This is a genomic window from Microbacterium sp. Root1433D1, assembly GCF_001426835.1.
Lineage (GTDB): Bacteria > Actinomycetota > Actinomycetes > Actinomycetales > Microbacteriaceae > Microbacterium > Microbacterium maritypicum.
The window spans coordinates 654449-678329 of sequence record NZ_LMFN01000002.1 but is presented as its reverse complement, the minus strand read 5'-3'; the positions used below and the strand labels follow the sequence as shown (position 1 = coordinate 678329).

At 67.9% G+C, this 23881-nt stretch carries 22 protein-coding genes; 17 read left to right on the top strand and 5 right to left on the bottom strand.

The window, feature by feature from the left end:
• Positions 1-90 precede the first annotated feature (90 nt).
• From ASD13_RS09170 to ASD13_RS09155, 4 genes are all read left to right on the top strand, one after another.
• Positions 91-453 (top strand): YraN family protein, encoded by a 363-nt coding sequence (locus ASD13_RS09170; RefSeq protein WP_055868506.1) that lies wholly within the window; start codon positions 91-93, stop codon positions 451-453.
• Positions 450-1979: a YifB family Mg chelatase-like AAA ATPase gene (locus ASD13_RS09165; protein ID WP_055868503.1), complete on the top strand. Its 1530-nt coding sequence runs from the start codon at positions 450-452 to the stop codon at positions 1977-1979. Before ASD13_RS09170 ends, ASD13_RS09165 begins: the two co-directional genes overlap by 4 nt.
• Positions 1976-3172, top strand: coding sequence for a DNA-processing protein DprA (gene dprA / locus ASD13_RS09160; RefSeq protein WP_055868501.1), 1197 nt, complete (start codon positions 1976-1978; stop codon positions 3170-3172). The genes ASD13_RS09165 and dprA overlap by 4 nt, the downstream gene beginning before the upstream one ends.
• A 62-nt stretch (positions 3173-3234) precedes the next feature.
• Entirely contained in the window at positions 3235-4137 is a 903-nt protein-coding gene (locus tag ASD13_RS09155; RefSeq protein ID WP_055868497.1) for a tyrosine recombinase XerC, read from the top strand.
• Between the two features lie 25 nt (positions 4138-4162).
• On the opposite strand, the gene ASD13_RS09150 is transcribed toward ASD13_RS09155, so the two are convergent.
• A complete protein-coding gene (locus ASD13_RS09150) occupies positions 4163-4696 on the bottom strand; it encodes a murein hydrolase activator EnvC family protein (protein WP_055869165.1) in 534 nt (177 codons plus the stop codon).
• A gap of 304 nt (positions 4697-5000) precedes the next feature.
• Here ASD13_RS09150 and rpsB point away from each other — a divergent pair, with 304 nt between their 5' ends.
• The 10 genes from rpsB to ASD13_RS17735 all read left to right on the top strand — a co-directional run bounded on the left by rpsB (position 5001) and on the right by ASD13_RS17735 (position 12043).
• Positions 5001-5951 (top strand): 30S ribosomal protein S2, encoded by a 951-nt coding sequence (gene rpsB / locus ASD13_RS09145; RefSeq protein WP_055868494.1) that lies wholly within the window; start codon positions 5001-5003, stop codon positions 5949-5951.
• A gap of 42 nt (positions 5952-5993) precedes the next feature.
• The gene (tsf, locus tag ASD13_RS09140; RefSeq protein WP_055868491.1) at positions 5994-6821 is read left to right on the top strand and encodes a translation elongation factor Ts; all 828 of its coding nucleotides are present in this window, start codon (positions 5994-5996) and stop codon (positions 6819-6821) included.
• Between the two features lie 94 nt (positions 6822-6915).
• Positions 6916-7632, top strand: a complete 717-nt coding sequence (gene pyrH, locus ASD13_RS09135) for a UMP kinase (RefSeq protein ID WP_017830711.1) — start codon at positions 6916-6918, stop codon at positions 7630-7632.
• Between the two features lie 68 nt (positions 7633-7700).
• Positions 7701-8255 carry a ribosome recycling factor gene (frr, locus tag ASD13_RS09130; RefSeq protein WP_017830710.1) on the top strand — a complete coding sequence of 185 codons (555 nt, stop codon included), beginning with the start codon at positions 7701-7703 and terminating at the stop codon, positions 8253-8255.
• Between the two features lie 5 nt (positions 8256-8260).
• Positions 8261-9406: a phosphatidate cytidylyltransferase gene (locus ASD13_RS09125; RefSeq protein WP_055868488.1), complete on the top strand. Its 1146-nt coding sequence runs from the start codon at positions 8261-8263 to the stop codon at positions 9404-9406.
• On the top strand, positions 9406-9984 hold the full coding sequence (locus tag ASD13_RS09120; RefSeq protein ID WP_055868485.1) for a DivIVA domain-containing protein: 579 nt from the start codon (positions 9406-9408) through the stop codon (positions 9982-9984). The genes ASD13_RS09125 and ASD13_RS09120 overlap by 1 nt, the downstream gene beginning before the upstream one ends.
• A 66-nt stretch (positions 9985-10050) precedes the next feature.
• Positions 10051-10725: a transglycosylase SLT domain-containing protein gene (locus tag ASD13_RS09115; RefSeq protein ID WP_235562512.1), complete on the top strand. Its 675-nt coding sequence runs from the start codon at positions 10051-10053 to the stop codon at positions 10723-10725.
• Between the two features lie 9 nt (positions 10726-10734).
• Complete coding sequence (locus ASD13_RS17650; RefSeq protein ID WP_081603926.1) at positions 10735-11022, top strand: hypothetical protein; 288 nt, start codon at positions 10735-10737, stop codon at positions 11020-11022.
• Positions 11019-11741: an alpha/beta hydrolase gene (locus ASD13_RS09110; RefSeq protein WP_055868478.1), complete on the top strand. Its 723-nt coding sequence runs from the start codon at positions 11019-11021 to the stop codon at positions 11739-11741. Before ASD13_RS17650 ends, ASD13_RS09110 begins: the two co-directional genes overlap by 4 nt.
• Positions 11742-11908: 167 nt before the next feature.
• Entirely contained in the window at positions 11909-12043 is a 135-nt protein-coding gene (locus ASD13_RS17735; protein WP_268776186.1) for a hypothetical protein, read from the top strand.
• On the opposite strand, the gene ASD13_RS09100 is transcribed toward ASD13_RS17735, so the two are convergent.
• Positions 12010-13071 (bottom strand): AI-2E family transporter, encoded by a 1062-nt coding sequence (locus tag ASD13_RS09100; protein ID WP_055868471.1) that lies wholly within the window; start codon positions 13069-13071, stop codon positions 12010-12012. The two genes, ASD13_RS17735 and ASD13_RS09100, sit on opposite strands and share 34 nt — an antisense overlap.
• A gap of 180 nt (positions 13072-13251) precedes the next feature.
• Here ASD13_RS09100 and ASD13_RS09095 point away from each other — a divergent pair, with 180 nt between their 5' ends.
• Together ASD13_RS09095 and ASD13_RS09090 are read left to right on the top strand one after the other, a co-directional pair.
• Entirely contained in the window at positions 13252-15237 is a 1986-nt protein-coding gene (locus ASD13_RS09095; protein ID WP_055868468.1) for a hypothetical protein, read from the top strand.
• A complete protein-coding gene (locus ASD13_RS09090) occupies positions 15234-16157 on the top strand; it encodes a tetratricopeptide repeat protein (protein WP_055868459.1) in 924 nt (307 codons plus the stop codon). The genes ASD13_RS09095 and ASD13_RS09090 overlap by 4 nt, the downstream gene beginning before the upstream one ends.
• Positions 16158-16187: 30 nt before the next feature.
• Here ASD13_RS09090 and glgB read toward each other — a convergent pair whose 3' ends face one another.
• The 3 genes from glgB to glgX all read right to left on the bottom strand — a co-directional run bounded on the left by glgB (position 16188) and on the right by glgX (position 22599).
• Complete coding sequence (gene glgB / locus ASD13_RS09085) at positions 16188-18392, bottom strand: 1,4-alpha-glucan branching protein GlgB (protein ID WP_055868456.1); 2205 nt, start codon at positions 18390-18392, stop codon at positions 16188-16190.
• Positions 18389-20461: an alpha-1,4-glucan--maltose-1-phosphate maltosyltransferase gene (locus tag ASD13_RS09080; protein ID WP_235562511.1), complete on the bottom strand. Its 2073-nt coding sequence runs from the start codon at positions 20459-20461 to the stop codon at positions 18389-18391. The genes glgB and ASD13_RS09080 overlap by 4 nt, the downstream gene beginning before the upstream one ends.
• A 65-nt stretch (positions 20462-20526) precedes the next feature.
• Positions 20527-22599 carry a glycogen debranching protein GlgX gene (gene glgX, locus ASD13_RS09075; RefSeq protein WP_055868453.1) on the bottom strand — a complete coding sequence of 691 codons (2073 nt, stop codon included), beginning with the start codon at positions 22597-22599 and terminating at the stop codon, positions 20527-20529.
• 100 nt (positions 22600-22699) lie between these two features.
• On the opposite strand from glgX, the gene ASD13_RS09070 reads away from it, so the two are divergent.
• Complete coding sequence (locus tag ASD13_RS09070) at positions 22700-23875, top strand: cysteine desulfurase family protein (RefSeq protein ID WP_055868450.1); 1176 nt, start codon at positions 22700-22702, stop codon at positions 23873-23875.
• Positions 23876-23881: the final 6 nt, after the last annotated feature.

Genomic DNA, 23881 nt, shown 5'->3' with positions numbered 1-23881 from the left:
ACGATCTCGGAGAGCTGACTTCTCCCCAGATGCCGCGGAAGCGGCATCGAATCGCTCCTTTCGGAACGCACCCCGCGTGATGCTGGGCACATGGCAGCGAAGGATGAACTCGGAAGAGCAGGCGAAGAGCGCGCCGCACAGCATCTGACGGGCAACGGGTACACCGTGCTCGCGCGGAACTGGCGGTGCGCGCAGGGAGAGATCGACATCGTCGCCGCGCGCGACGGTCATCTCGCTGTGGTCGAGGTCAAGACGCGACGGACGACCGCCTACGGCCACCCGTTCGAGGCGATCGACGCCCGTAAGCGACGTCGGCTGTGGCAACTCGCGCAGGCATGGGTCGCGGAGAATCCGGAAGCCGCCCGCGGTCGACGTGTGCGACTCGAAGCCATAGGCATCATCGGACCGGATCCGTCCTCCGGCGCGCTCGAGCATCTCGTGGACATCGCATGACCACCGCGCGCACCTGGGCGGTCGCTCTCACCGGAGTCGACGGGCATCTGGTCGAGGTCGAGGCCGACATGTCGAATCAGACTCCCGAGTTCCGCATCATCGGGCTGCCGGACAAGTCGCTGGGCGAGGCCGTCCAACGCGTGCACAACGCCTGCAAGAACGCCGGATTGGACCTGCCACGGCGACGACTCACGGTGAACCTCTCACCGGCGAGCCTTCCTAAGCACGGGGCCGGATTCGATCTGGGGATAGCCATGGCCTGTCTCGCTGCCGGCGGATCCATCGAGGCGCGTTCGATCGCCGCGACGGTCCATATCGGCGAGCTCGGCCTCGACGGCAGGGTCCGTCCCGTTCCCGGCGTGCTTCCCGCAGTTTTCGCCGCGGCGCGAGCGGGATTCGAGACGGTGATCGTGCCTCGGGGCAACGAAGCGGAGGCACGGCTGGTTCCCGGCGTCGAGATTCGCGCGGCAGCCTCTCTCGCCGAGGTGGCCGTCTGGCATGGCGCCGATGTCGAGGCGCCCGATGTGGAGGCCGTCGAGGTCGCAGGGGCCGTGCACACTCGGGGCGACAGCCTCGACCTGGCCGATGTCGTGGGTCAGGACGACGCTGTGGACGCACTCGTGGTCGCAGCAGCCGGTGGTCATCACATGCTTCTGAGCGGCCCCCCGGGAGCGGGGAAGACGATGCTCGCCCGCAGGCTCCCGGGGATCCTGCCCGCGCTCGACGAACAGGAAGCCCTCGAGGTCGCGTCCGTGCGCTCGCTCAGCGGAGAGGCGGTCGTAGCTCTCGATCCGCTTCCGCCGCTCGAAGCGCCGCATCACAGCGCGTCGGTCGCCGCTCTCGTCGGCGGCGGCTCCCGCACCGCGAGACCGGGAGCGATCGCGCGGGCGCACCGCGGCGTGCTGTTCCTCGATGAAGCCGCCGAGTTCTCGCGCGTCGCGCTCGATGCGCTGAGACAGCCGCTCGAGTCGGGGGTGATCGAGGTGCATCGAGCAGGATTCACCGCCATTTTCCCCGCCCGTTTCCAGTTGCTCCTCGCGATGAACCCCTGCCCGTGTGGGAATCATGGTGTTCGCGGTGCCGAGTGCGTCTACCCTCCCATGTCGATCAGGCGATACTCCACTCGGTTGTCCGGACCGCTCCGTGATCGCATCGACATCGATCTGCAGGTGAACCGTGTCGCCGCATCGCGAGCGATGGCGGGCAAGAGAGGCGATCTCTCCACGGCGCAGGCGCGTGATCGTGTCGCTGCCGCTCGGGCGCGGGCAGCCTCCCGATGGAACGGAACCCGCTGGCGTCGTAACGGCGATGTTCCGGGCACGTGGTTGCGACAGGGACCGCACCGGCTGCCTGCGGTGACGCGCTCTCCCCTCGATCGCGCGCTGGAGCGCGGGGCTCTCACGCTCCGTGGCTACGACCGGGTTCTGCGCGTCGCCTGGACGATGGCGGATCTGGCGGAGATCGAGCGGCCGGGCATCGACGAGATCGGACGCGCACTGCACCTTCGACGGGGGCTGCCGCGATGATCGACCTGCTGCTGGCCGAGTCCGAGATCAGCGATCTCGCGCGTCGCATCCATCCGGGGGAGAACCCGGAGGAGTGCATCGCGCGCGCCGCGTGGACGGTGATCGCTGAGCCTGGTGACGCGGTGGCCGGTGCACTGATCCAGTCGGCGGGAGCGGTGGAAGCCCTCGCGCTGGCCGTCGGAGATTCCTCATCGCTGCTCGCACCGGGCGGTGCGAGCGCCGCCGCGTCGCGCGCACTCCGCGAGGGACGCGCTCGATGGCGCACGCGCGCAGACCCCCTTGCGGTGGGCGCTGCTCTGCGCAGCGCCGCCGACGTCGACGCAAAGCTCGTGATCCCCGGTGACGTGGCGTGGCCGGCTGCTCTGGAAGACCTCGGTCCCCACGCTCCGAGCGCGCTCTGGGTGCGAGGGCGTACCGAACTGCTCACCCGCGAACCTCGCGTGTCGATCGTCGGGGCGCGAGCGTCCAGCGGCTACGGCGAACACGTCGCGACAGAACTGGCCAGTGATCTCGCTGCTACCGGGGCGGTGATCGTCTCGGGCGGTGCCTACGGGATCGATGGTGCAGCGCATCGAGCGGCTCTCGGCGTACAGGGTGCGACCATAGCGTTTCTCGCTGGGGGAGTGGATCGTGCCTACCCGGCCGGACATCAGTCGCTCCTGAGACGAATAGCGGAGGAGGGGGCGCTCGTGAGCGAGCCGCCCTGCGGCGCGGCGCCCACGAAGTGGCGGTTTCTTGCGAGGAACCGTCTGATTGCGGCGCTCGGGCACGCGACGGTCGTCGTCGAGGCAGGGTGGCGCAGCGGATCATTGAACACCGCCGGTCACGCGGCTGCTCTCGGTCGCCCTCTGGGCGCTGTCCCCGGGCCTGTGACCTCGGCTTCTTCGGCCGGATGTCATCGTCTCCTGCGCGAGTATGACGCGCAATGCGTCACCTCAGCCCGGGAGGTGAGAGAACTGCTCGGCTCGCTCGACGACGGATACGAGCAGGGAGCGCACGTCCGGGAGTCGAGCCATACCCGTGTTCTCGACGCCCTGGGAACCAGGTCGCGACTGCCGATAGATGAGGTGGCCCGTCGCTCTGGTTTGTCGCCGGATCGCGTCCGGGCGGTGCTCGGCCTCCTGCACCTGGAGGGGGACGTCGCACTCGACGGCGGGGGGTGGTACCGAGCGCCCGCGTCCCCATCGCGCTGATTGCCGGGCATCTCGACGGCGAGGCTGCCTGAGACATCTGGGGAGCGGTGCAAGCTGGAGTCATGGATCTCGCGACCGCGGTAGACGAGTTCGCCGATCACCTGGAGCGGGTGCGTCGGCTGTCTCCCGCGACCGTGAAGGCCTATCGATCCGACCTGCGCGACCTCGACGCATCGGCAGGGGGTGTCCCGCTCGAAGCCGTCGATTTGGAGGTTCTGCGGGATTGGCTCTGGCGTGCGACGCAGCGGGGTGATGCGCGATCGACGCTGGCGCGGCGGGCGGCCACGGCCCGATCGTTCTTCAGCTGGGCGCAGGAGCGCGCCCTCATCGCCCATGACCCGAGCCTGCGTCTGGTCGCGCCGAAGAAGGGGAGGACGCTCCCGACGGTCGCCTCACGAGACGCGATGTCCGCGCTCCTCGACACGCTCCGCGCTGCGGCCGAGGAGGGGGACGCGCTCGCGCTGCGGGACCACGCGATCCTCGAGCTGCTGTACGGCTCCGGTATCCGCGTCTCGGAACTGTGCGGATTGGACATCGACGACCTCGATCTCGATCGCGGCACTGCGCGCGTGCTCGGCAAAGGAGCTAAGGAGCGCGTGGTTCCTTACGGCTCGCCCGCGCGGGACGCGCTCACCGCGTATCTGACACGCGGAAGGCCGGTTCTCGTGGCCAGGTCGCGGACGTTCACCGCCGCAGTGATCCTCGGAAGCCGGGGGGCGAGAGTGGGACCGCGCACCGTGTACGAACTCGTCGCACGTGAGCTCGCTCCGATCGTCGGCACGGAGACGATCGGCCCTCATGCCTTGCGGCACACCGCTGCCACGCACCTTCTCGACGGTGGAGCCGATCTCCGGGCCGTGCAGGAGATCCTCGGACATGCGAGCCTCGGAACGACGCAGATCTATACACATGTCTCCACCGAGCGGCTGACTGCGACCTATCGGCTCGCCCATCCGCGGGCGTGAGCCGGCGTCTCCCGCGCACCTTCGCTCAGCGTGCGAGGCAACACGGGAGAAGCACGGCGCGAGGAACCTCGCCGAAGAAGAGCATGGGGTTCACGTAGTCGCCGTTGCGTCGAACACCGAGGTGCAGTGCGCCGGGTGAGGTGTGTCCGCCCACGTCGACGAATCCGATTTCCTCGCCGGAGACCACGACGTCACCCGGAACCAAGGGGGAGCGAAGCGGTTCGAATGTGGTCACCAGTCCATTCGCGTGTTCGATGGTGAGGATCGGGCGATCCACCACGGTGCCGCGGAAGGCAACGGTCCCGTCGGCCGGAGCGGACACCACCGCGCCGACGGATGCGCCGAGATCGACTCCGCGATGCCCGGCTCCGTACTCGTGCGCGGGGGCGCGATAGGGCTCCAGTACCAGGCGCGGACCGGCCAACGGCCAGCTCCAGTGGGCCCCGTCGGCGTCGTCGGGCGTCGGGGCTTCGGTCGCGCCGGCGCCGGCCGACGGGGACGAGGCGGCGATGACGAACGCCATCAGCAGTGTGGAGACGGTTCTGGAGGATGCGCGCATGGCAGGAGTCTCGTCGCTCATGCACGGTCGTTCGCGTACGAAGCGACGTCGGGGCCACCTCTGCGGGACAAGTCAGGCAGGCGAGCGTGAGTGCAGGGTCAGTGGACGCGCGATCCTGTATGCTGGGGGAGCACCTCGAAATCGAGGTGACTACGCGTGCCCAAAGCGATTCAGATCGCGGCATCCATTCCCACAGGTCCTGTTCTTCGAGCGGGCGGGCGTGAGCCGGGCACCAGGAAGTCCGATCATCCGATCGGCTTGCAACCTCAACGGCGCAGGAACGCGCCAGAACAAGGAGACGACCATGGCTGTGGTCACCATCCGCCAGCTGCTCGACAGCGGCGTGCACTTCGGACACCAGACCCGTCGGTGGAACCCGAAGGTCAAGCGCTTCATCCTCACGGAGCGCAGCGGCATCCACATCATCGACCTGCAGCAGTCGCTGGGGTACATCGACAAGGCCTACGACTTCGTCAAGGAGACCGTCGCCCACGGTGGAACGATCCTCTTCGTCGGAACCAAGAAGCAGGCGCAGGAGATCCTCGCAGAGCAGGCGACCCGTGTCGGCCAGCCCTTCGTGAACCAGCGCTGGCTCGGTGGACTCCTCACCAACTTCCAGACGATCTCCAAGCGTCTCGCTCGCATGAAGGAGCTCGAGGAGCTCGACTACGAGACCCCGGCGAACAGCGGCTTCACGAAGAAGGAGCTGCTCCTCAAGAAGCGCGAGCTCGACAAGCTGCACAAGTCGCTCGGCGGTATCCGCAACCTCACGAAGACGCCGTCGGCCATCTGGGTCGTCGACGCCAAGCGCGAGCACCTCGCCATCGACGAGGCCAAGAAGCTCGGCATCCCGGTGATCGGCATCCTCGACACGAACGCCGACCCGGACGACTTCCAGTACCCGATCCCCGGCAACGACGACGCGATCCGTTCCGTCTCGCTGCTGACGCGCATCATCGCTGACGCCGCGGCCGAGGGCCTGCAGCAGAAGCACAACCCGGAGACGGGCGACGCCGAGCCGCTCGCCGACTGGGAGAAGGAGCTCCTCGAGACTCCTGCCCAGGAGGTTCAGGAGTCCGCTGACGCCGCCGAGGTCGTCACCGCAGATGACGCTGCTGCCGTCGTCGAGACGCCCGCCGCCGACGAGACCGCTGCCGGCGAGGCCGGTGCTGAGGCTCACGACGAGGCGATCGCCGCCGCTTCCGGTGAGGAGACCGCTGAGGTCGCCGCCGCCGAAGCTGCTGACGCCAAGTAATCCCCTCGTACACACACCTAACGAAGCAAGGAGCCACCACACATGGCCAACTTCACCATCGCTGACCTCAAGGCGCTGCGTGAGCAGCTCGGCACCGGAATGGTCGACACCAAGAAGGCGCTCGAGGAGGCCGACGGAGACGTCGCGAAGGCCACCGAGATCCTGCGTCTCAAGGGTGCGAAGGGCAACGCGAAGCGCGCTGACCGCTCGACCAGCGAGGGACTGATCGTCGCTCGTGAGCAGGATGGCGCTGTGACGCTCATCGAGCTCGCTTGCGAGACCGACTTCGTCGCCAAGAACGAGCGTTTCATCGCGCTGGCCGACAAGGTCGCCGACGCCGCAGCAGCAGTGAAGGCCGACTCGGTCGACGCTGCCCTCGCCGCGACCGCTGGCGACAAGAGCGTCGAGCAGGTCATCTCGGAAGAGGCTGCGATCATCGGCGAGAAGGTCGAGCTGCGCCGGGTGCGCACGATCACCGGCGACAAGGTCGAGGTCTACCTGCACCGCACGAGCAAGGACCTGCCGCCGCAGATCGGCGTCGTCGTCGCCTACTCGGGTGACGACGCGGAGACTGCGCGCAGCATCGCCCAGCACATCTCGTTCGCCAACCCGTCCTACCTGTCGCGTGAGGACGTTCCTGCCGACGCGGTCGAGAAGGAGCGCGAGATCGTCACCGAGATCTCTCGCAACGAGGGCAAGCCGGAAGCGGCTCTCCCGAAGATCGTCGAGGGCCGCGTCTCTGCGTTCATCAAGCAGGTCGCCCTGCTCGAGCAGGACTACGCCAAGGACAACAAGCTCTCTGTCGCCCAGGTGGCGAAGGACGCCGGTATCACCGTGACGGACTTCGCGCGCTTCAAGGTCGGCGCGTAGCAACGTCGAAGGGGTTCGGATCGCGAAGATCCGAACCCCTTCTTCATGCCCACAAGGCACTATCTTGAATCGGGACGAGAGGACACACCCACCCATGACTGAACGCACCGGACGCCGCCGCGTCCTTCTCAAGCTCTCCGGAGAGGCATTCGGAGCGGGGCAGCTGGGCGTCAGCCCCGATGTGGTGTCCCAGATCGCGCGCGACATCGCGGCCGCCGTCGACCGCGTCGAGGTCGCGATCGTCGTCGGTGGGGGCAACTTCTTTCGCGGAGCCGAGCTGAGCCAGCGCGGTATGGACCGCGGACGCGCCGACTACATGGGCATGCTGGGCACGGTCATGAACGCCCTCGCGCTGCAGGACTTCCTGGAGCAGGCCGGAGCCGCCACCCGCGTGCAGTCGGCGATCTCGATGACGCAGGTCGCCGAGCCGTACATTCCGCGTCGCGCCGAACGCCACCTCGAGAAGGGCCGCGTCGTCATCTTCGGTGCAGGTGCAGGCCTCCCGTACTTCTCCACCGACACCGTCGCCGCGCAGCGCGCGCTCGAGATCGGTGCGGACGAGGTGCTCGTCGCCAAGAACGGCGTCGACGCGATCTACACCGCCGACCCGAACAAGCACGCCGACGCGGAGCGCATCGAGCGCGTGACCTATCGCGACGCCCTGCAGCGCGGTCTCAAGGTCGTCGACTCCACGGCGTTCAGCCTGTGCATGGACAACAGCATGGACATGCGGGTGTTCGGCATGGAGCCGGCAGGCAACGTGACCCGTGCGCTTCTCGGCGAGCCGATCGGAACCCTCGTCACCGCCTGAGCGTGTGACACGGCGGAGACGACTTCGCCCGATAGAATTTGCAGAACACCCCGACGATAGGAGTCACCGTGATCGCGGACGTCCTCGCTGAAACCACCACTCGTATGAACCGGGCGGTCGAAGCTGCCAAGGAGGACTTCTCCACGGTGCGCACCGGTCGTGCGAACCCGCAGATGTTCCAGAAGGTCCTCGTGGACTACTACGGCACTCCCACCCCGATCGCGCAGCTCGCTTCACTGGCGAACCAGGAGGCACGCACGCTCATCATCACGCCGTACGACAAGTCGGCGCTGAAGGCGATCGAGCAGGCCATCCGCGACATGCCGAACCTCGGCGCCAATCCCACGAACGACGGCAACCTCGTTCGCGTGACGATGCCGGAGCTCACGGCGGAGCGTCGCAAGGAGTACGTCAAGCTCGTCAAGACCAAGGCCGAGGACGCGAAGGTCCACGTCCGCGGCATCCGTCGCAAGGCGAAGGACGAGCTGGACGCGCTCAAGAGCGAGCTCGGCGAGGATGAGATCGCGCGCGGCGAGAAGGAGCTCGACGTCCTGACGCGTCAGCACGTCGATCTCATCGATGACGCGCTGAAGCGCAAAGAGGCAGAACTCCTCGAGGTGTAGTCAGGATGTCTGACGAAACGCGAGATGCCGAGGACGACAAGCCGTTCACGCGTCACGACGCGCACGACGGCCTGCCGTCCGACAGCGTCCCGCTCGGGGACGAGGCATTCCCGTCCTTCGACGCCGCCGCCGTTCCTCCGCGCCCCCCGCTGCCGGTGTCTCCGGATGGTTCGGCAGCGGGTCACGCCTCCCCATTGGACACGGCGGATCACAATGCGATCCGCGAGCAATGGCGTGCGGCGCGGGATGAGCTGGGCACCCATGTCTCCCACGCGCGCGACCAGCTCGACCAGGCGAACGAACGCATCAAAGAGCGCACGGGGCGGGATCTGATCCTCGCGATCCTGATCGGTCTCGCGTTCGGCGCTGCGCTGCTCGGATCGCTGCTGTTCCTGAAGGTGCTGTTCGTGCCGTTCGCCCTCGCGGCCGCACTGCTGGGCGTCTACGAGCTCTCCAGAGCACTGCGGAGCTCCGGCCGGCGGGTCGACGTGGTGCCGCAGCTGATCGCAGCCGCCTTCCTCGTGCTGTCCGCCTACTTCGCCGAGCCCTGGCTGTGCTGGGTCATGCTCTTCGTCTCGGTGGCTTTCGTCATCGTCTGGCGCCTCATCGCACAGATGGTCGAGAGGGACGGCCGTACCTACGGCGACGTGCTCGCCGACGCGGTGATCAGCGGCTTCGTCCAGGTGTACGTGCCCTTCCTCGCAGGCATCGCGCTCATCCTCCTCAAGCAGGAGGGTGGACAGTGGTGGGTGCTCGGGTTCATCGCGATCGCCGTCGCCGCCGATACGGGCGCCTATGCTGCGGGCCTGGCGTTCGGACGTCACCCCATGGCACCGAAGATCAGCCCGAAGAAGACCTGGGAGGGCTTCGGCGGTGCCGTCGTCGCCTCACTCGCGGTGGGTGTGGTGCTGGCGCTCTTCCTCCTGGAGCTGCCGTGGTGGTGCGGACTGATCTTCGGCGCGTCTATCCTCTTGTCCGCGACGCTCGGAGATCTCGGCGAGTCGATGCTCAAGCGCGACCTCGGCATCAAGGACATGAGCTCCTGGCTGCCGGGGCACGGCGGGCTGCTCGACCGTCTCGACAGCATCCTGCCCTCGACGATTCCCGCGCTCTGCCTGTACTTCCTCTTCTCTCCTTGGGTGGTTCTGTGATGAACGATGACGAGCTCGACGTGCAGACGACACAGGCACCGCCTGCGTTCGCGGTCACTTCCGGACGCGTGCGCGGGTATCACCGTGCGGCCGTGGACACCTTCCTCTCGTCGGCTCGCCGCGCGTTCGAGACGGGCGGTGATGAGCTCACCGCTGAGGATGTCCGCACCGCGTCGTTCCCCCTCGTGAAGGGCGGCTACGTGGTCGCCGACGTCGACGCGGCACTGGGCCGGGTCGAGGATGCCTTCGCGGCGCGCGAGCGCGATCGCGTGGTGCGCACGCAGGGAGCGGGCGCCTGGGTCGAACAGGCCAGAGCAGATGCGCAGGTCATCCTCGACCATCTCGCCCGCCCGCGCCGACACCGCTTCGCTCGGACCGGAGTGCTCACCTTCGGCTACCGTCTCGACGAGGTCGACCATGTATCGACGCGCATCGTGCGGTACCTCCGCGACGGCGATCCGTTGACGGCCGAGCAGTTGCGCTCGGCGGCGTTCCGCATGCAGCGCGGCGGGTATCGCGAAGAGCAGGTCGACGCGCTCCTCGACGCGACGATCGACGTGATTCTGGCTGTTCGCTGAGGTTCCTGATGGTCGATCCAGGCTCTGTTGCGTAGACTGTCCCTCATCGTGAACTCCCGAAACGACATGAATCTCGAAAGAAGCGACCTCTCGCCTGTGCCCGCGGCGAAGGGTGGCGCCGCGCGCGCGGGTGCTCGACGCCGGTCCCGCAGCCGAGGCGTCGTCAGCGTCGTCAGTGCCCTCGCGGTCGTCGGTTTCGCCGGCGCGTTGGTCGCACCGACCGGAGTGGCACTTGCCGCACCCGCACCCCAGGAGTCGCCGGATTCGGCGTATTCACTCGCACTCGCCGACACGCAGAACTTGACTGTCACGGTCGAGGGCGCCGCGATCGCGCCCGTCGTGCGCGGCAGTTTCGAGGTGTACGTCAAGCCGAAGCCCGCTCCGGAACCCACCGTCGCGGCTGCGCCACGAGGGGGCTCGTCCGGTGGTTCGTCGGGTGGCTCCCTTCCGCCCTACACCGGCGGCGGAGCCCCTGCGGAGTGGATGGCGGCAGCCGGTATCGCGGAGAGCGACCGGCAGTATGTCGACTACATCGTCTCGCGGGAGAGCGGTTGGAACCCGAACGCGACGAACAAGTCGTCGGGCGCCTGCGGTCTCGTGCAGGCGCTTCCCTGCAGCAAGGTGCCAGGTAACGGGTATGACCCGGTCGACAACCTTCGTTGGGCGACCGGCTACGCCACCGGACGCTACGGCAGCTGGTCAGGGGCCTACAACTTCTGGATCAACAACCACTGGTGGTGAGCAGGCACGATGCCCCGCTCCCGCAGACGCCCTTCGGCGCGCCCTGAGCCCGAAGACTCCTTCGATCGTCTTCTCGCCGGCTGGAAGCGCACGGAGACCCGGCGCGGTGGTGAGTGGACCGTGCAGCCCGTGTCCGCGGCGCAGGCGCAGAAGGAGTACCTCTGCCCCGGATGCGGGCGGGGGATCGAGGCCGGTACGGCACATCTGGTCACCTGGCGCGCAGACGGGGTGCTCGGTGACGCGGCCGACCTCGCCGCACGTCGGCATTGGCACACACACTGTTGGAGACTTGCATGAGCATCGAGATCCGAGGACCGCTGGAGCTGCCGGCGCGACGCGAAGACATCGAGCTGAAGACCGCTGACGGTCTGACGCTGGTCGGAGAGCTCTCCGTGCCGGAGCACGTACCGCCGACGGCGACCCTCGTGACGCTGCACCCGCTGCCGACGGCCGGTGGCTTCATGGACTCGCACATCATCCGCAAGGCCGCCGCTCGCCTCCCCGCGCTCGCGGACCTCGCCGTCCTGCGTTTCAACACACGGGGGACCACATCCCCCCGAGGCACGAGCGATGGCGCCTTCGACGGCGGGGCTGCCGAGAGGCACGACGTCGCGGCGGCCATGGACTTCGTCCGTGATCGCGCGCTTCCGCGTCCCTGGCTTCTGGGGTGGTCCTTCGGTACCGAACTCGCACTGAAGTACGGCCGGGACCACGACATCGAGGGGGTCATCCTCCTCTCGCCGCCCCTCCACCGCGCGACGCCGGAGGAGGTCGCCGCCTGGGCGGCGACCGGACTCCCCGTGATCGTCCTGGTGCCGGAGCTGGACGACTACCTGCGCCCGCCAGAGGCTCGGGAACGATTCGCAGCGATTCCGCACGCCACCCTGATCGCGGTGGATGGCGGGAAGCACCTCTGGGTGGGCGAGACGCAGACGCGGCGAGTGCTCACGGAGATCGTGGCGGCGGTGAATCCCTCAGCCCTGCCTCTCGCGACGCAGTGGCCGGTCGCCGAGTAGGCGTCTCCGACGGTGGGATCTATCGGCGCGCTGAGACCGCGCTCGGCTAGTGTGCTCCCGTGATGCGCGGGGGCTCCCTGTTCGTCGCCTACCCCGGCCCGGACGATGCTGATGAGGCCGTAGCGGTGGCAGACGATCACGCTGGCGCTCCGACCTTGCGTGAAGCGGTGAGTACCGTCGACGCGGGAGCTGGTGGGCTGTGGCTCACGGACTACACGCAGCTGACGATGGCCGCTCAGTTCGACGACGAAGCGCCCACTGCCTCGGATCAGAGCTCGTTCATCCGGGGGATGAGCACCTGACGGTAGATGATCAGGATGCTTGCCGCCACGGGGATCGCGATGAGCGCGCCCAGCAGCCCCAGGAGGCTTCCTCCGGCGAGGGCGGCGACGACGACGACGGCTCCCGGCACCGAGACGGCACGGCTCATGATGCGTGGGGAGATGATGTAGGCCTCGATCTGCATGTAGATCAGGTAGTAGATCGCGGCGGCGATGGCCGTCGCCGGCGATCCGAGCCCGGGGATCAAGCAGACGAGCACGATGATCGTCGAACCCGTCAAGGTTCCGACGAGGGGGATGAGCGAGAAGAAGAACGCGATCACGGCGAGGACGGCCGGGAACGGTGCATCGATGATGGAGAGATAGACCGCACTCAGCACACCGTTGAGGACGCCCTGCGAGACCTGGCCCATGACGTAGTAGCCCACGGAGTCGGTGATCTGCTCGGACAGATCGATGAAGCGGTCGCGCTTGGACGCCGGGGCGAGCTGGTAGACGGCTCGCTTGAGGGAGGGCGTCGAGGCCGTCAGGTAGATCGTCAGGATGAGCACGATGAACGCGCCGAACAGGCCACCGAGCACGGCGCCACTGGCGACGAGCACACCCTGGCCGATGGATCCGCCGATCTCCGCGAGATTGCTCGTCAGCCAGTTGGTGATGTAGGTGAACACGTCATCGACGAGCAAGTTCGGGAAGGCGTCCTGGATCCATTCCTTGAGGTCAGGGATCAGGTTTCCTCGCTGCACGATCGCCGAGATCTGGGCGACCAACTGGGAGATCTGATCCACGAGCACCGGCAGCACGATGAGCACGATCCCCGCGAAGACACCGAGTACCGCCAGGATCGTCACGAGGACGGCCGCCCAGCGCGGAAGCCGTCGACGCTCGAGGAACGATACGAGGGGATCGAGGCCCAGACTCAGGAACAGCGCCGTGCCGAGGTACAGCAGCACGGTGGACAGATTCTCCACGCTGTTGATCAGCAGGATGCCCAACCCCACGCCGAGCGTCGCCACCAGGGCGGTGCGGAAGGGATTGTGGATCTTCATGTGCAGACTCCTCGTGACGGCTGCAGCAAGATTATCCAGCCGTCCGGCCCCGGCACCGACGACGTGCCGATCCAGCGGGCACTGCACCTGCTCGTGGGCAACACACAGCTGATTTCGCTAGTCTGAAATGTCGAGTGTTGCGTCGCAGGCAGGTGCCGGTGATGCGTGAGGAGACTATTCGTGCGTTTCGTATGGGCCGTGGTGGCCTTCGTGCTGGCTGCGGTGCTGATCGGTGCGGGGATAGCCCAGCGCACCATCTTCATGGGACCTGACACTCAGAAGACCCAGGTCGAGATCAGCGAACCGGCGCCGTTCGTGCTCATCGACGGCGATGTCCTCCGCGCGAATCCCGGCGCGCAGACCCTGATCGTTCGCGGACAGGGCGAGATCTTCGGGAGCTACGGTCGGACCGCCGACATGAAGGCCTGGCTCGCCGACTCCGACTACAACCAGGTCACCCTGAAGAAGAGCGGCGATCTGGCCGTAGAGCATGTCGAAGCGGAGACCGAGGCGAGCGAAGACGGCGCGACCGACGCTCCGGATGACGGCGCGACCGAAGCCCCTGTCGACGGCGCGACCGACGCTCCGGCGGAGGGCGATGCCGGTTCCGCAGGGCGCGATCCGCGGGGATCCGACCTCTGGCTCGACTCGTTCGACGAAGACAACCGTCTCGTCGCCGACAACATGCAGCTGCCCGAGGGCACGAGCCTGCTGATCGCCTATGACGGCACCGCTGATGCGCCGGACGACATCGTGGTTTCCTGGCCGCTCGACAACTCGACACCGTGGGCCGGACCCCTCATGGTCGCCGGCGGCATCGTGCTGTTGCTCGGCCTCATCCTGTACGTGCTCGCGATCCGCCACCAGCGCCGCGGACGCGGACCCCGACGCAAGGGACCCGGCCCGCTGCCCGCGACCGAGCCGATCGACATCGCCGTGCTTCCTCCGTCGGAGCGTGCGGCGATCGAGGAGTCCGGATCTGCCGTCAGCGCGTCTCCACCCGAGACCGCCGCGCCGGCAGACGGAGACGTCGAAGAAGCGGAGATCGTGGACGAGAACAAGAATCCCGACGCCAAGACCTCCATGCGCGTGGCGCCGGCCCCGCGGCGACGACGCATGCTGGCACTCCCGGTTCTGGGGCTCACGGCCATTCTCGCCGCCGGGTGCTCGTCGGATTCCTGGCCGCAGCTGGGGGAGGCCTCGCCCACCCCGTCACCCAGCCCGACCGTGATCGCGCCGGAGAACCAGAAGCCGCCCGCTGTCACGGAGGCGCAGGCCAAGCGCATCCTGAAGTCGCTCGCCGGCACTGTCAGCGAAGCCGACGCGGCGCTCGACCTCGACCTTCTCTCCACACGCTTCGAAGGACCGGCACTCGCTGCACGGACCACCGAGTATGCCCTGCGCACGAAGCTCCCGGACACGGCGCCTCCCGCGGCGATCCCGACCGATGACGTCGAGGTGGTGCTCCCGGAGTCGACCGACCAGTGGCCGCGCACCGTGCTCATGCTGTCGAAGACCGGCGATGACACCGTGCCTCCCGTCGTGCTGACGATGACGCAAGCTGACCCCTGGTCGAACTACAAAGTCTCGAACATCGCCGAGATGTCGGCTGACGCGGTCTTCCCCGAGGTCGCCGCCGCGTGGCTCGGCACGTCTCTCGTCCCGTCCGACTCCGCATTCCTCACCATCGCGCCCGCCGACCTCGCCGCGACCTTCGCCGACGTGGTGGATCAGGGAGAGCAGAGCGAGTCGTACGACACGTTCGACGATCTGGCGCTCAGCTACGCGAAGTCGATCACCGACAGCCGTCAGGCCGTGATCCAGGCGCTCGCGGACAAGGGCGCTGCCGACACGTCGAAGGCCGCGTTCGACATGGCCTCGACGACGGACGCGCCCATCTCGATGACGACTCTCGACAGCGGTGCGATCGTCGCGGTCACCCTCACCGACACCGAGACCGTGACGCCGACGGGAGAAGACGTGTCGATCCGTTTCGGCGACAACGCCCAGGCCAAGGCGCTCACCGACGCGACCGAGTCCGCGAAGGGCGTCGAGACGACCTACGAGTTCCAGCTGTTCTTCTCGGTCCCCGCCAAGGGATCGACGGAGCAGATCCGCCTCCTGGCAGCACACCAGGACCTCCTGTCCGTGAAGGTGATCAAATGAGTGAGATCTCTCCCGCCGCACTCCGCGGCGCCGTCGACCTGTCGAGCCTGCGCAACCGACCGACACCGCCTGCCGAGGGCGCGCCGGCTCCCGGGGTCGTCGATCTCGTCGTGGACGCCACCGATGAGACCTTCGGACAGATTCTCGAGCTCTCGCGTACCGTTCCCGTGGTCGTCGACCTGTGGGCGGAGTGGTGCGGTCCCTGCAAGCAGCTGAGTCCGATCATCGAGAAGGTGACGCGCGAGCTCGGCGGGCGCGTCTTGCTCGCCAAGGTCGATGTGGATGCGAACCCGCAGCTGGCGCAGAGCTTCCGTGCGCAGTCCATCCCGATGGTCGTGGCCCTCATCGCGGGTCAGCCGGTGCCGATGTTCACCGGTGCCGTCCCGGAGCAGCAGGTGCGCGACGTGTTCGCGCAGTTGCTTCAGGTGGCGGCGCAGAACGGTGTGACCGGAACACTCTCGGTCGCAGAGGCGGGCACGGAACCCGCGCCTGCTGCGGAGCCGGAGCTTCCTCCGCTGCACGCAGAGGCCTTTGCAGCAATCGAAGTCGGTGACTACGCGGCCGCCATCAAGGCGTACGAGAAGGCCCTCGCAGAGAACCCTCGCGACGAGGATGCGCTCGCTGGTCTCGGACAGGTGCGTCTTCTCGACCGCGTGCAGGGGCTCGACCTTCAGTCGGCACGGGCCGCGGCCGCCGAAGCCCCTCTCGATGTCCAGGCGCAGTTCGACGTGGCTGACCTCGACCTCGCCGGCGGGCACGTCGATGACGCTTTCGGTCGTCTTCTCGACCTGTTCGCGCAGCTCCCGTCCGACCAGCGCGCGCCCGTGCGGGAGCGTCTGGTGGAGCTCTTCGGGCTCATCGGCGCGGAGGATCCGCGGGTGGTGTCGGCGCGCAACCGTCTCTCGTCGCTGCTGTTCTAGAACAGCAGCGCGGCAGGCGCCGACGCGCGATCAGCCGTGGCTCACGGTCGGCACGTGGGCGTCGGACTGGTGACGCAGCCAGAGTGTCGACAGAGCGGGCAGCGTCAGAGTGGCCACCGGTGCGGCGCCGTCTGACGGCTTCGCGTAGACCAGTCCGAGGTTGCCGGATCCGCGTCCGCCGTAGTCGGCGGCATCCGTGTTGAGCACCTCCTGCCACACGCCCTCCCGCGGAAGCGCGAGCTGGTACCCGGTGCGCTCCACTCCGGCGAAGTTGCTGATGACGACCAGACGCCCGCCGTGGGCGTCACGTCGTTCGAAGGCGATCACCGTCGGGTCCCAGCTCGGCGCGCCGAGACGGCTGAAGGACGACGCGTCGTTGTCCCGCTCCCACAGGGGAGCCTGAGCCCGGTACGTGTGGTTCATCACGCCCACGAAATCCTGCAGCTGGGCATGGGAGGGCTGATCGAGGAGCCACCAGTCCAGCTGCCGCCCCTCCGACCATTCGGCGAGCTGGCCGAACTCCTGCCCCATGAAGAGCAGCTTCTTGCCCGGATGCCCCCACATGTAGGCCAGATACGCGCGCACGTTCGCCAGCTTGTGCCAATGGTCCCCGGGCATCTTCGCGAGCAGGCTGCCCTTGCCGTGGACGACCTCATCATGACTGATCGGGAGCAGATAGTTCTCGCCGAACGCGTACACGAAGGAGAATGTCATCTCGCCCTCGTGGTGGCCCCGGTACATCGGGTCCCGCGAGATGTACTGCAGCGAGTCGTTCATCCAGCCCATGTTCCACTTGAAGCCGAAGCCCAGACCGGCGTGATCGGTCGGCGCGGTGACTCCGGGGAAGCTGGTGGACTCTTCGGCGATCATGAGGATTCCGGGATGCAGCCGGTACGCGGTGGCGTTGACTTCCTGCAGGAAGCGGATCGCCTCGAGGTTCTCGCGTCCGCCGTGGATGTTCGGCTCCCATTCGCCGGGCTCGCGGGAGTAGTCGAGGTACAGCATCGAGGCGACGGCATCGACGCGGAGACCGTCGACGTGGAACTCCTTGAGCCAGTACAGGGCGTTGGCGACCAAGAACCCCCGGACTTCGGGGCGGCCGTAGTCGAAGATGAGCGTTCCCCAGTCCTGGTGCTCTCCGCGGCGAGGATCCGGGTGCTCGTAGAGCGGCTGGCCGTCGAAGCGCGCGAGGGCGAAGGCGTCTTTGGGGAAGTGGCCGGGGACCCAGTCCATGATCACGCCGATACCCGCCTGGTGCAGCCGGTCGATCAGGTAGCGCAGGTCATCCGGGCTGCCGAAGCGACTCGTGGGTGCGTAGTATCCGCTGACCTGATATCCCCACGATCCGCCGAACGGATGCTCCGCCAGCGGCATGAACTCGACGTGCGTGAAGCCCGCATCGGTCACGTGCTGGATCAGAGGATCCGCGATCTCGCGATAGCCGAGCCCTTCGCGCCACGAGCCGACGTGGATCTCGTAGATCGACAGCGGCTGGGCGACGGCGTGGGTGGCCGCCCTTCGCGTCATCCATGCCCCGTCCGACCAGGTGTGAGCGGAGGTCGCGACGATCGATGCCGTGGCGGGCGGCACTTCAGCGGCCAGCGCCATCGGGTCGGCCTTGAGGATCCACGCGCCGTCGCGGGTGCGGATCTGGTACTTGTACCTGGTGCCGACCGGGAGTCCCGGGATGAAGATCTCCCAGACGCCGCTGACGCCCATCGAGCGCATCGCGTGGGCCTCGCCGTTCCAGTCGTTGTGGTCACCCACCACGCGCACGGCAGTGGCGTTCGGGGCCCAGACGGAGAACGAGACGCCGATCTCCCCGTCGGACGTGCGCACATGCGCCCCCAGCGCCTCCCAGAGACGTTCGTGACGTCCTTCGGCGATGAGGTGCAGGTCGAGGTCGCCGAGGGTCGGCCCATGGCGGTACGGGTCCCCGGACAACGTCTCGTCGTGGTCCGAGTATCGGGTCGCGATCCGATAGGGGAGCGGAGGGCCGCTGTGCTGCCCCTCCCAGATGCCGTGCGCGACGTGGGTGAGCTCCAGTCGGCTGCCGTCCCCGAAGACGGCGGCGACCTCGGAGGCGAGAGGCCGTCGCACGCGGATAGCCGTGACGGTGCGATCCGCGGCGTCCTTGTGCGCGTGCGCGCCGAGCACGGAATGCGGGTCATGGTGGGTGGCTGAGGAGATCGCCTCCCATTCGGTGGATGCGGCGACGTCTTCCGTGTAGCTCATGATCGGTCCCTCACCTTCAGGATGTGCACCGGCTCGGCGAAGGCGTCGAGCCGCACGTAGTTGTGGTCGCTCCAGGTCCAGACCGCACCCGTGAGGAGATCCTCCACCTCGAAGGGCTCGCCCAGCGGTACGCCCCACTGCGTCGTGTCGAGGTGCACGGTCGTCTCACGCACCGAGTGCGGGTCGACATTGGCGACGACGATGATCGTGTCCGCACGTCCGGTGCCGGTGAACGGCGCCGCCAGGTGCTTGCTGTAGACGAGGACGGCGTCGTCGTCGCTCCAGTGCGTGCGGAAGTTGCGCAGCTGCTGCAACGCGGGGTGCGCGGCGCGGATCTCGTTCAGTCGCCGCAGCAGGGGAGCGAGGGACTCACCGCGGGCTTCGGCCCCCGCCCAGTCGCGGAACTTGTATTCGTACTTCTCGTTGTCGATGTTCTCTTCGGATCCGGGCCTTGCGACGTTCTCGAACAGCTCGTATCCGGCATACACGCCGTACACGGGGCCTGCCGTCGCGGCGATGCAGGCGCGGATGCGATAGGCGGCCCGGCCTCCGAACTGCAGGTACTCGGTGAGGATGTCATGCGTGTTCACGAAGAGGTTCGGACGCATGTAGTCGGAGGTCTCGTGGGACACCGAGGTGAGGAACTCCTCGAGCTCGGCCTTGGTGTTGCGCCAGGTGAAGTAGCTGTAGCTCTGCTGGAACCCCACGGCGGCGAGCGCGCGCATGACTGCCGGCCGGGTGAACGCCTCAGCGAGGAAGATCACGTCGGGGTCGACCGCATTCACCTCCGCGATGAGCCACTCCCAGAACTGCAACGGCTTGGTGTGCGGGTTGTCCACGCGGAAGATCTTCACGCCCTGCGCGACCCAGTGCTGCACGACCCGCAGCATCTCGGCATAGATGCCGGCGGGATCGTTGTCGAAGTTCAGCGGGTAGATGTCCTGGTACTTCTTCGGCGGGTTCTCGGCGTACGCGATCGTCCCGTCGGGGAGAGTCGTGAACCACTCCGGGTGTTCCCTCACCCAGGGGTGGTCGGGGGAGGCCTGGAGGGCGAGATCGAGAGCGATCTCGAGTCCCTCTTTCCGCGCCGCGCGCACGAAGGCGCGGAAGTCCTGGGCTGTGCCCAACTCGGGGTGGATGGCGTCGTGACCACCGTCTGCGGCGCCGATCGCGTAGGGCGAGCCCGGATCGCCGGGCTCGGTGGTGAGCGTGTTGTTGCGTCCCTTGCGGTTGGTGCTCCCGATCGGATGGATCGGCACCAGGTACACGACATCGAATCCCATGGCTGCGACCTCGGGCAACCGTCTCGTGGCCGTGCGGAAGGTGCCGCTCTTCACGGTGCCGTCCTTCAGGCGCTTCGCACCTTCGGATCGGGGGAAGAACTCGTACCAGGCGCCGACACCGGCTGCGCGCCGGTCGGCGTTCAGGCTCTGCGTGCGTCCGGCGGAGCGCAGAGTCCTGACGGGGCGGTCCCGGAAGACCTGAGCGAGTCCGGCGTCCGTCGACACGGCGATGGTGGTCGCGGCGTCGCCGTCGCGCAGCGAGGCGGCCTCGGCGAGCAGCCGCTTGCGCTGTGCCGCGGGGCGGTCCTTCTCCGCGGCGGCACGGGTGAGCAGATCGGCGCCGAGCGCGGCCATCACCGGTACATCGACACCGGCCGCCACCTTCAGCTCTGCCGCATGTGCCCAGGTCGCGAAGTCGTCGGAGAACGCCTCGAACCGGAAGAGCCACGCCCCCTGCTCGTCGAGGGCGATGTCTGTGGTCCAGGTGTCCGTACCGTCGTCGAGGGGGGAGAGTCGGTGCAGGCTCTCTTCGCCGGATGGCGACGTGAGCCGGAGGTGCACGCCGATCATGTCGTGCCCCTCACGGAACGCGATCACGCTGAACGGAACGACCTCCCCGACGAAGGCCTTCGGCGCGAATCCGCCCGGAACAGCCGGGGAAGGATCGAGCAGAGGGATGCGGGTCGTCCGCAGCGCACCGGGGGCATCCGCTTCACCCAGGGCGCGCGCCGGGATCTGAGCGGGGCTCCGAAGAGCCGAGGACCGAGTACCAGCACGTGCAGCCACCTCCCGAATGTACCGCGCGGACGTGGTCGCGGGTAGCGCGCCGCGTGGTGCGTCGGGAGCAGGGGTCATTCGACGCGGAACAGCCTCATCGAGGTTCCGGAGACGGGCAGCACATCACCCGGCGCGAAGACCTCTTGCTCGTCGGACGGGCGCTCGTGGGCGCTCGACCACAGCGACACGAAACGAGTCGCGCCTTCGATCTCTTCGGGGAGACGCACGTCGATCGGTGATTCGGTGCCGTGCACGATGAGCAGGATGCGGTTGTAGGCCTCGGTGTCGGGTGTGGAGGCAGCTACGTACTGCAGCGTCCGGTTCCCGGGGTCGGCCCACTTGCCCTGCTCCATCGTCTCGCCGTTCTGGTCGTACCAGTCCATCACCGAGGCGTTGGGGATGTGTTCGCCGAGTCGCGCGTAGCGGCTGGGACGCAGCGCAGGGTTCTCCTGACGCAGGCGGATCAGCCGGGAGACATGGGCGCGCAGATCCTCCTGCCAGGGCTCGAACTCCCAGCCGAGCCAGGTCAGCGCCGAGTCCTGCGCATAGGCGTTGTTGTTGCCGCGCTGGGTGCGTCCGACCTCGTCGCCGGCGGTGAGCATGGGGATGCCCGCCGAGAGCAGGAGAGTGCCGAGCAGGTTGCGCATGGCTTTGCGGCGCGCGGCGAGGATCGTCGGGTCGTCGGTCGGCCCTTCGATGCCATGGTTGAACGCACGGTTCATATCGGCGCCGTCGCGGTTCTGCTCGCCGTTCGCCTCGTTGTGCTTGACGTCGTAGGAGACGAGGTCGTGGAGGGTGAAGCCGTCGTGGGCGGTGACGAAGTTCACGCTGGCGAGCGGACCACGATCCTCGCTGAAGGTGTTCGAGGATCCGGCCAGACGCGTGGCGAACCCACCGATGCCGACCGGGGCCGAGGCACGACGCGCGTAGTCGATGTCGCTCAGCCAGAAGTTGCGCACCCTGTCCCGGTAGCGGTCGTTCCACTCGTGCCACCCCGCCGGGAAGTTGCCCGTCTGCCAGCCGCCGAGGCCGACGTCCCACGGCTCGGCGATGAGCTTCGTGTCGGCGAGGATCGGGTCGGAGGCGATGGCGGTGAGGAGCGGATGCTCCGGCGTGTAGGTGTGGGCGCCGTCGCGGGCGATGGCCGTGGCGAGGTCGAAGCGGAACCCGTCGATCTGCATCTCCTGCGCCCAGTAGCGCAGGGAGTCCAGCACGAGCCTGGCCCCGGCGTCGGTGGCCGTGTTGAGGGTGTTGCCGCATCCGGTGGTGTCGATGTAGACGCCGGACTCGTCCTGGCGGTAGTAGGTGGCGTTGTCGATGCCGCGCAGGCTCGATCGAGGTCCGCCGATGCCCTCTTCGGAGGTGTGGTTGTAGACGACGTCGAGGATCACTTCGAGGCCGGCCTCATGCAGGAGCCGCACCATGCCCTTGAACTCGGCGAGGACCGCTTCGGGTCCCTCCTTGCGGGCCTCTTCGGTCGCGTACGCGGTGTGCGGCGTGAAGAAGTTGAGCGTGTTGTAGCCCCAGTAGTTGGTGAGGCCGCGCTCGAGGAGGCGAGGCTCCGGTACGAAGGCATGTACCGGGAGCAGTTCGATCGATGTGATCCCCAGGGAGCGGAAGTGCTCGATCATCGCGGGGTGTGCGAGACCGGCGTAGGTGCCGTGCAGAGCAGGCGGAACATCGGGGTGGCGCTTGGTGAGTCCCTTGAGGTGGCCTTCGTAGATGACCGTGCGGTCCAGCGGGACCCGGGGCTTGTGCGAGTCGCCCCAGTCGAACCCGTCGACGATGACCACCGAGCGCCACTCCTCGTAACCGTCGCCCTGTGCGAGGCCGCGGGCGTACGGGTCCAGCAGCAGCGTCTCCGGGTTGAAGGTGTTCCCCGGGCCGTGCGGGCCGCCGACGCGGATCGCGTAGCGGACTCCCGGCTGGAGGAGCTCGGTGGTGACCTCCCAGATACCTCCGGCAAGGCGTTCGAGAGGCACTTCGTCGGTCGCCCAGTCGAGGTCGGTGGCGTCGAAGACGACCAGTTCGATCGATGAGGCGTTCTGCGACCAGACACGGAGTGTTCCGACGCCGTCGTGCAGACGAACGCCGAGGTTGTCGAGGGCAGATCCGCCGGGCATGGCGAGGTCTCGGGACGCGGGCATGAGTACACACTAGGCGTGATGTGCCGCAGTCTCGCGCCAGGGCGTACCCGGTTCCAGGGGGGAGCACCCTCTCACTGCGGTTTCGCGAGAGAATCGAGGGATGCGGCACTATCTCGACCACGCGGCGACCACGCCCCTGCGCCCCGAGGCGCGAGATGCCTGGCTGGCCGCGTCGGAGACGGTCGGCAACGCCTCCTCGACGCACGGTCCCGGGCAGGACGCCCGTCGTCTGCTGGAGGAGTCACGGGAGCGTGTCGCCGCGGTGGTCGACGCCGACCCGATCGAGATCGTGTTCACCTCGGGTGGCACCGAGTCCATCAACCTCGCGCTGCAGGGACTCTGGCACGCCCGCCCTCCGGGATCATCGGTCATCGTGCTGCCCGACGGCGAGCATCACGCGACGATGGACACGGTCGCGGCGCTCGTGGATGAAGGGGCTGAGCTGCGACGGGTGCTCGTCACCCCCGAGGCGCGGATCGATCCGGAGGAGTTCGCCGCCCTGTTACCCGGTGCCGCGCTCGCGACCGCCCTCGCAGCCAACAACGAGGCCGGGACGATCAACGATGCCCGTGCCCTCGCTGCGGCCGCAGCGGTGTCGCACGTCCCCCTCCATCTCGATGCCGTCGCCGCGCTCGGACACGTGCCGCTGTCGTTCCGCTCCCTGCGCGGCGAGGCCGCAAGCGGCGTCGGACTCGTCGCGATGAGTCTCGCCGGGCACAAGATCGGCGCCCCTGTCGGCGTCGGAGCGCTCGTCACCGCCCGCTCCGCCCGCGTCACCGCGCTGCTTCGTGGCGGCGCGCAGCAGCGCGGTCTCCGCGCGGGTACGCAGGACATAGCTGGAGCCGCCGCGTTCGCCGTCGCCCTCGAGCTCGCCGAGAACGAACGCGAGGACGAGGCGGCCCGACTGCTCCTGCTGCGCGACCGTCTCGTCAGCGGGATCCGCGCGGCTGTGCCCGCCGCCGAGCTCCTCGGAGATCCCATCGGGCGTCTCCCCGGCAACGCGCACCTGCTGTTCCCCGGGGCTGTGGGTGAGAGCCTCCTGTTCCTCCTCGATGTCGCCGGGGTGGCCGCATCGACGGGTTCCGCATGTCAGGCGGGAGTCGCCGAACCCTCGCATGTCGTCATCGCGATGGGACGCAGCGAGCGAGACGCCAGGAGCGTCCTGCGTTTCTCCCTCGGGCGCACCTCGACGGACGCCGACGTCGACGCGGTGCTCGGCGTGATCGCGGAGGCATACTCGCGCGCATCCGGCGCCGGCACAGCCGCACGCTCGTAGACTGGT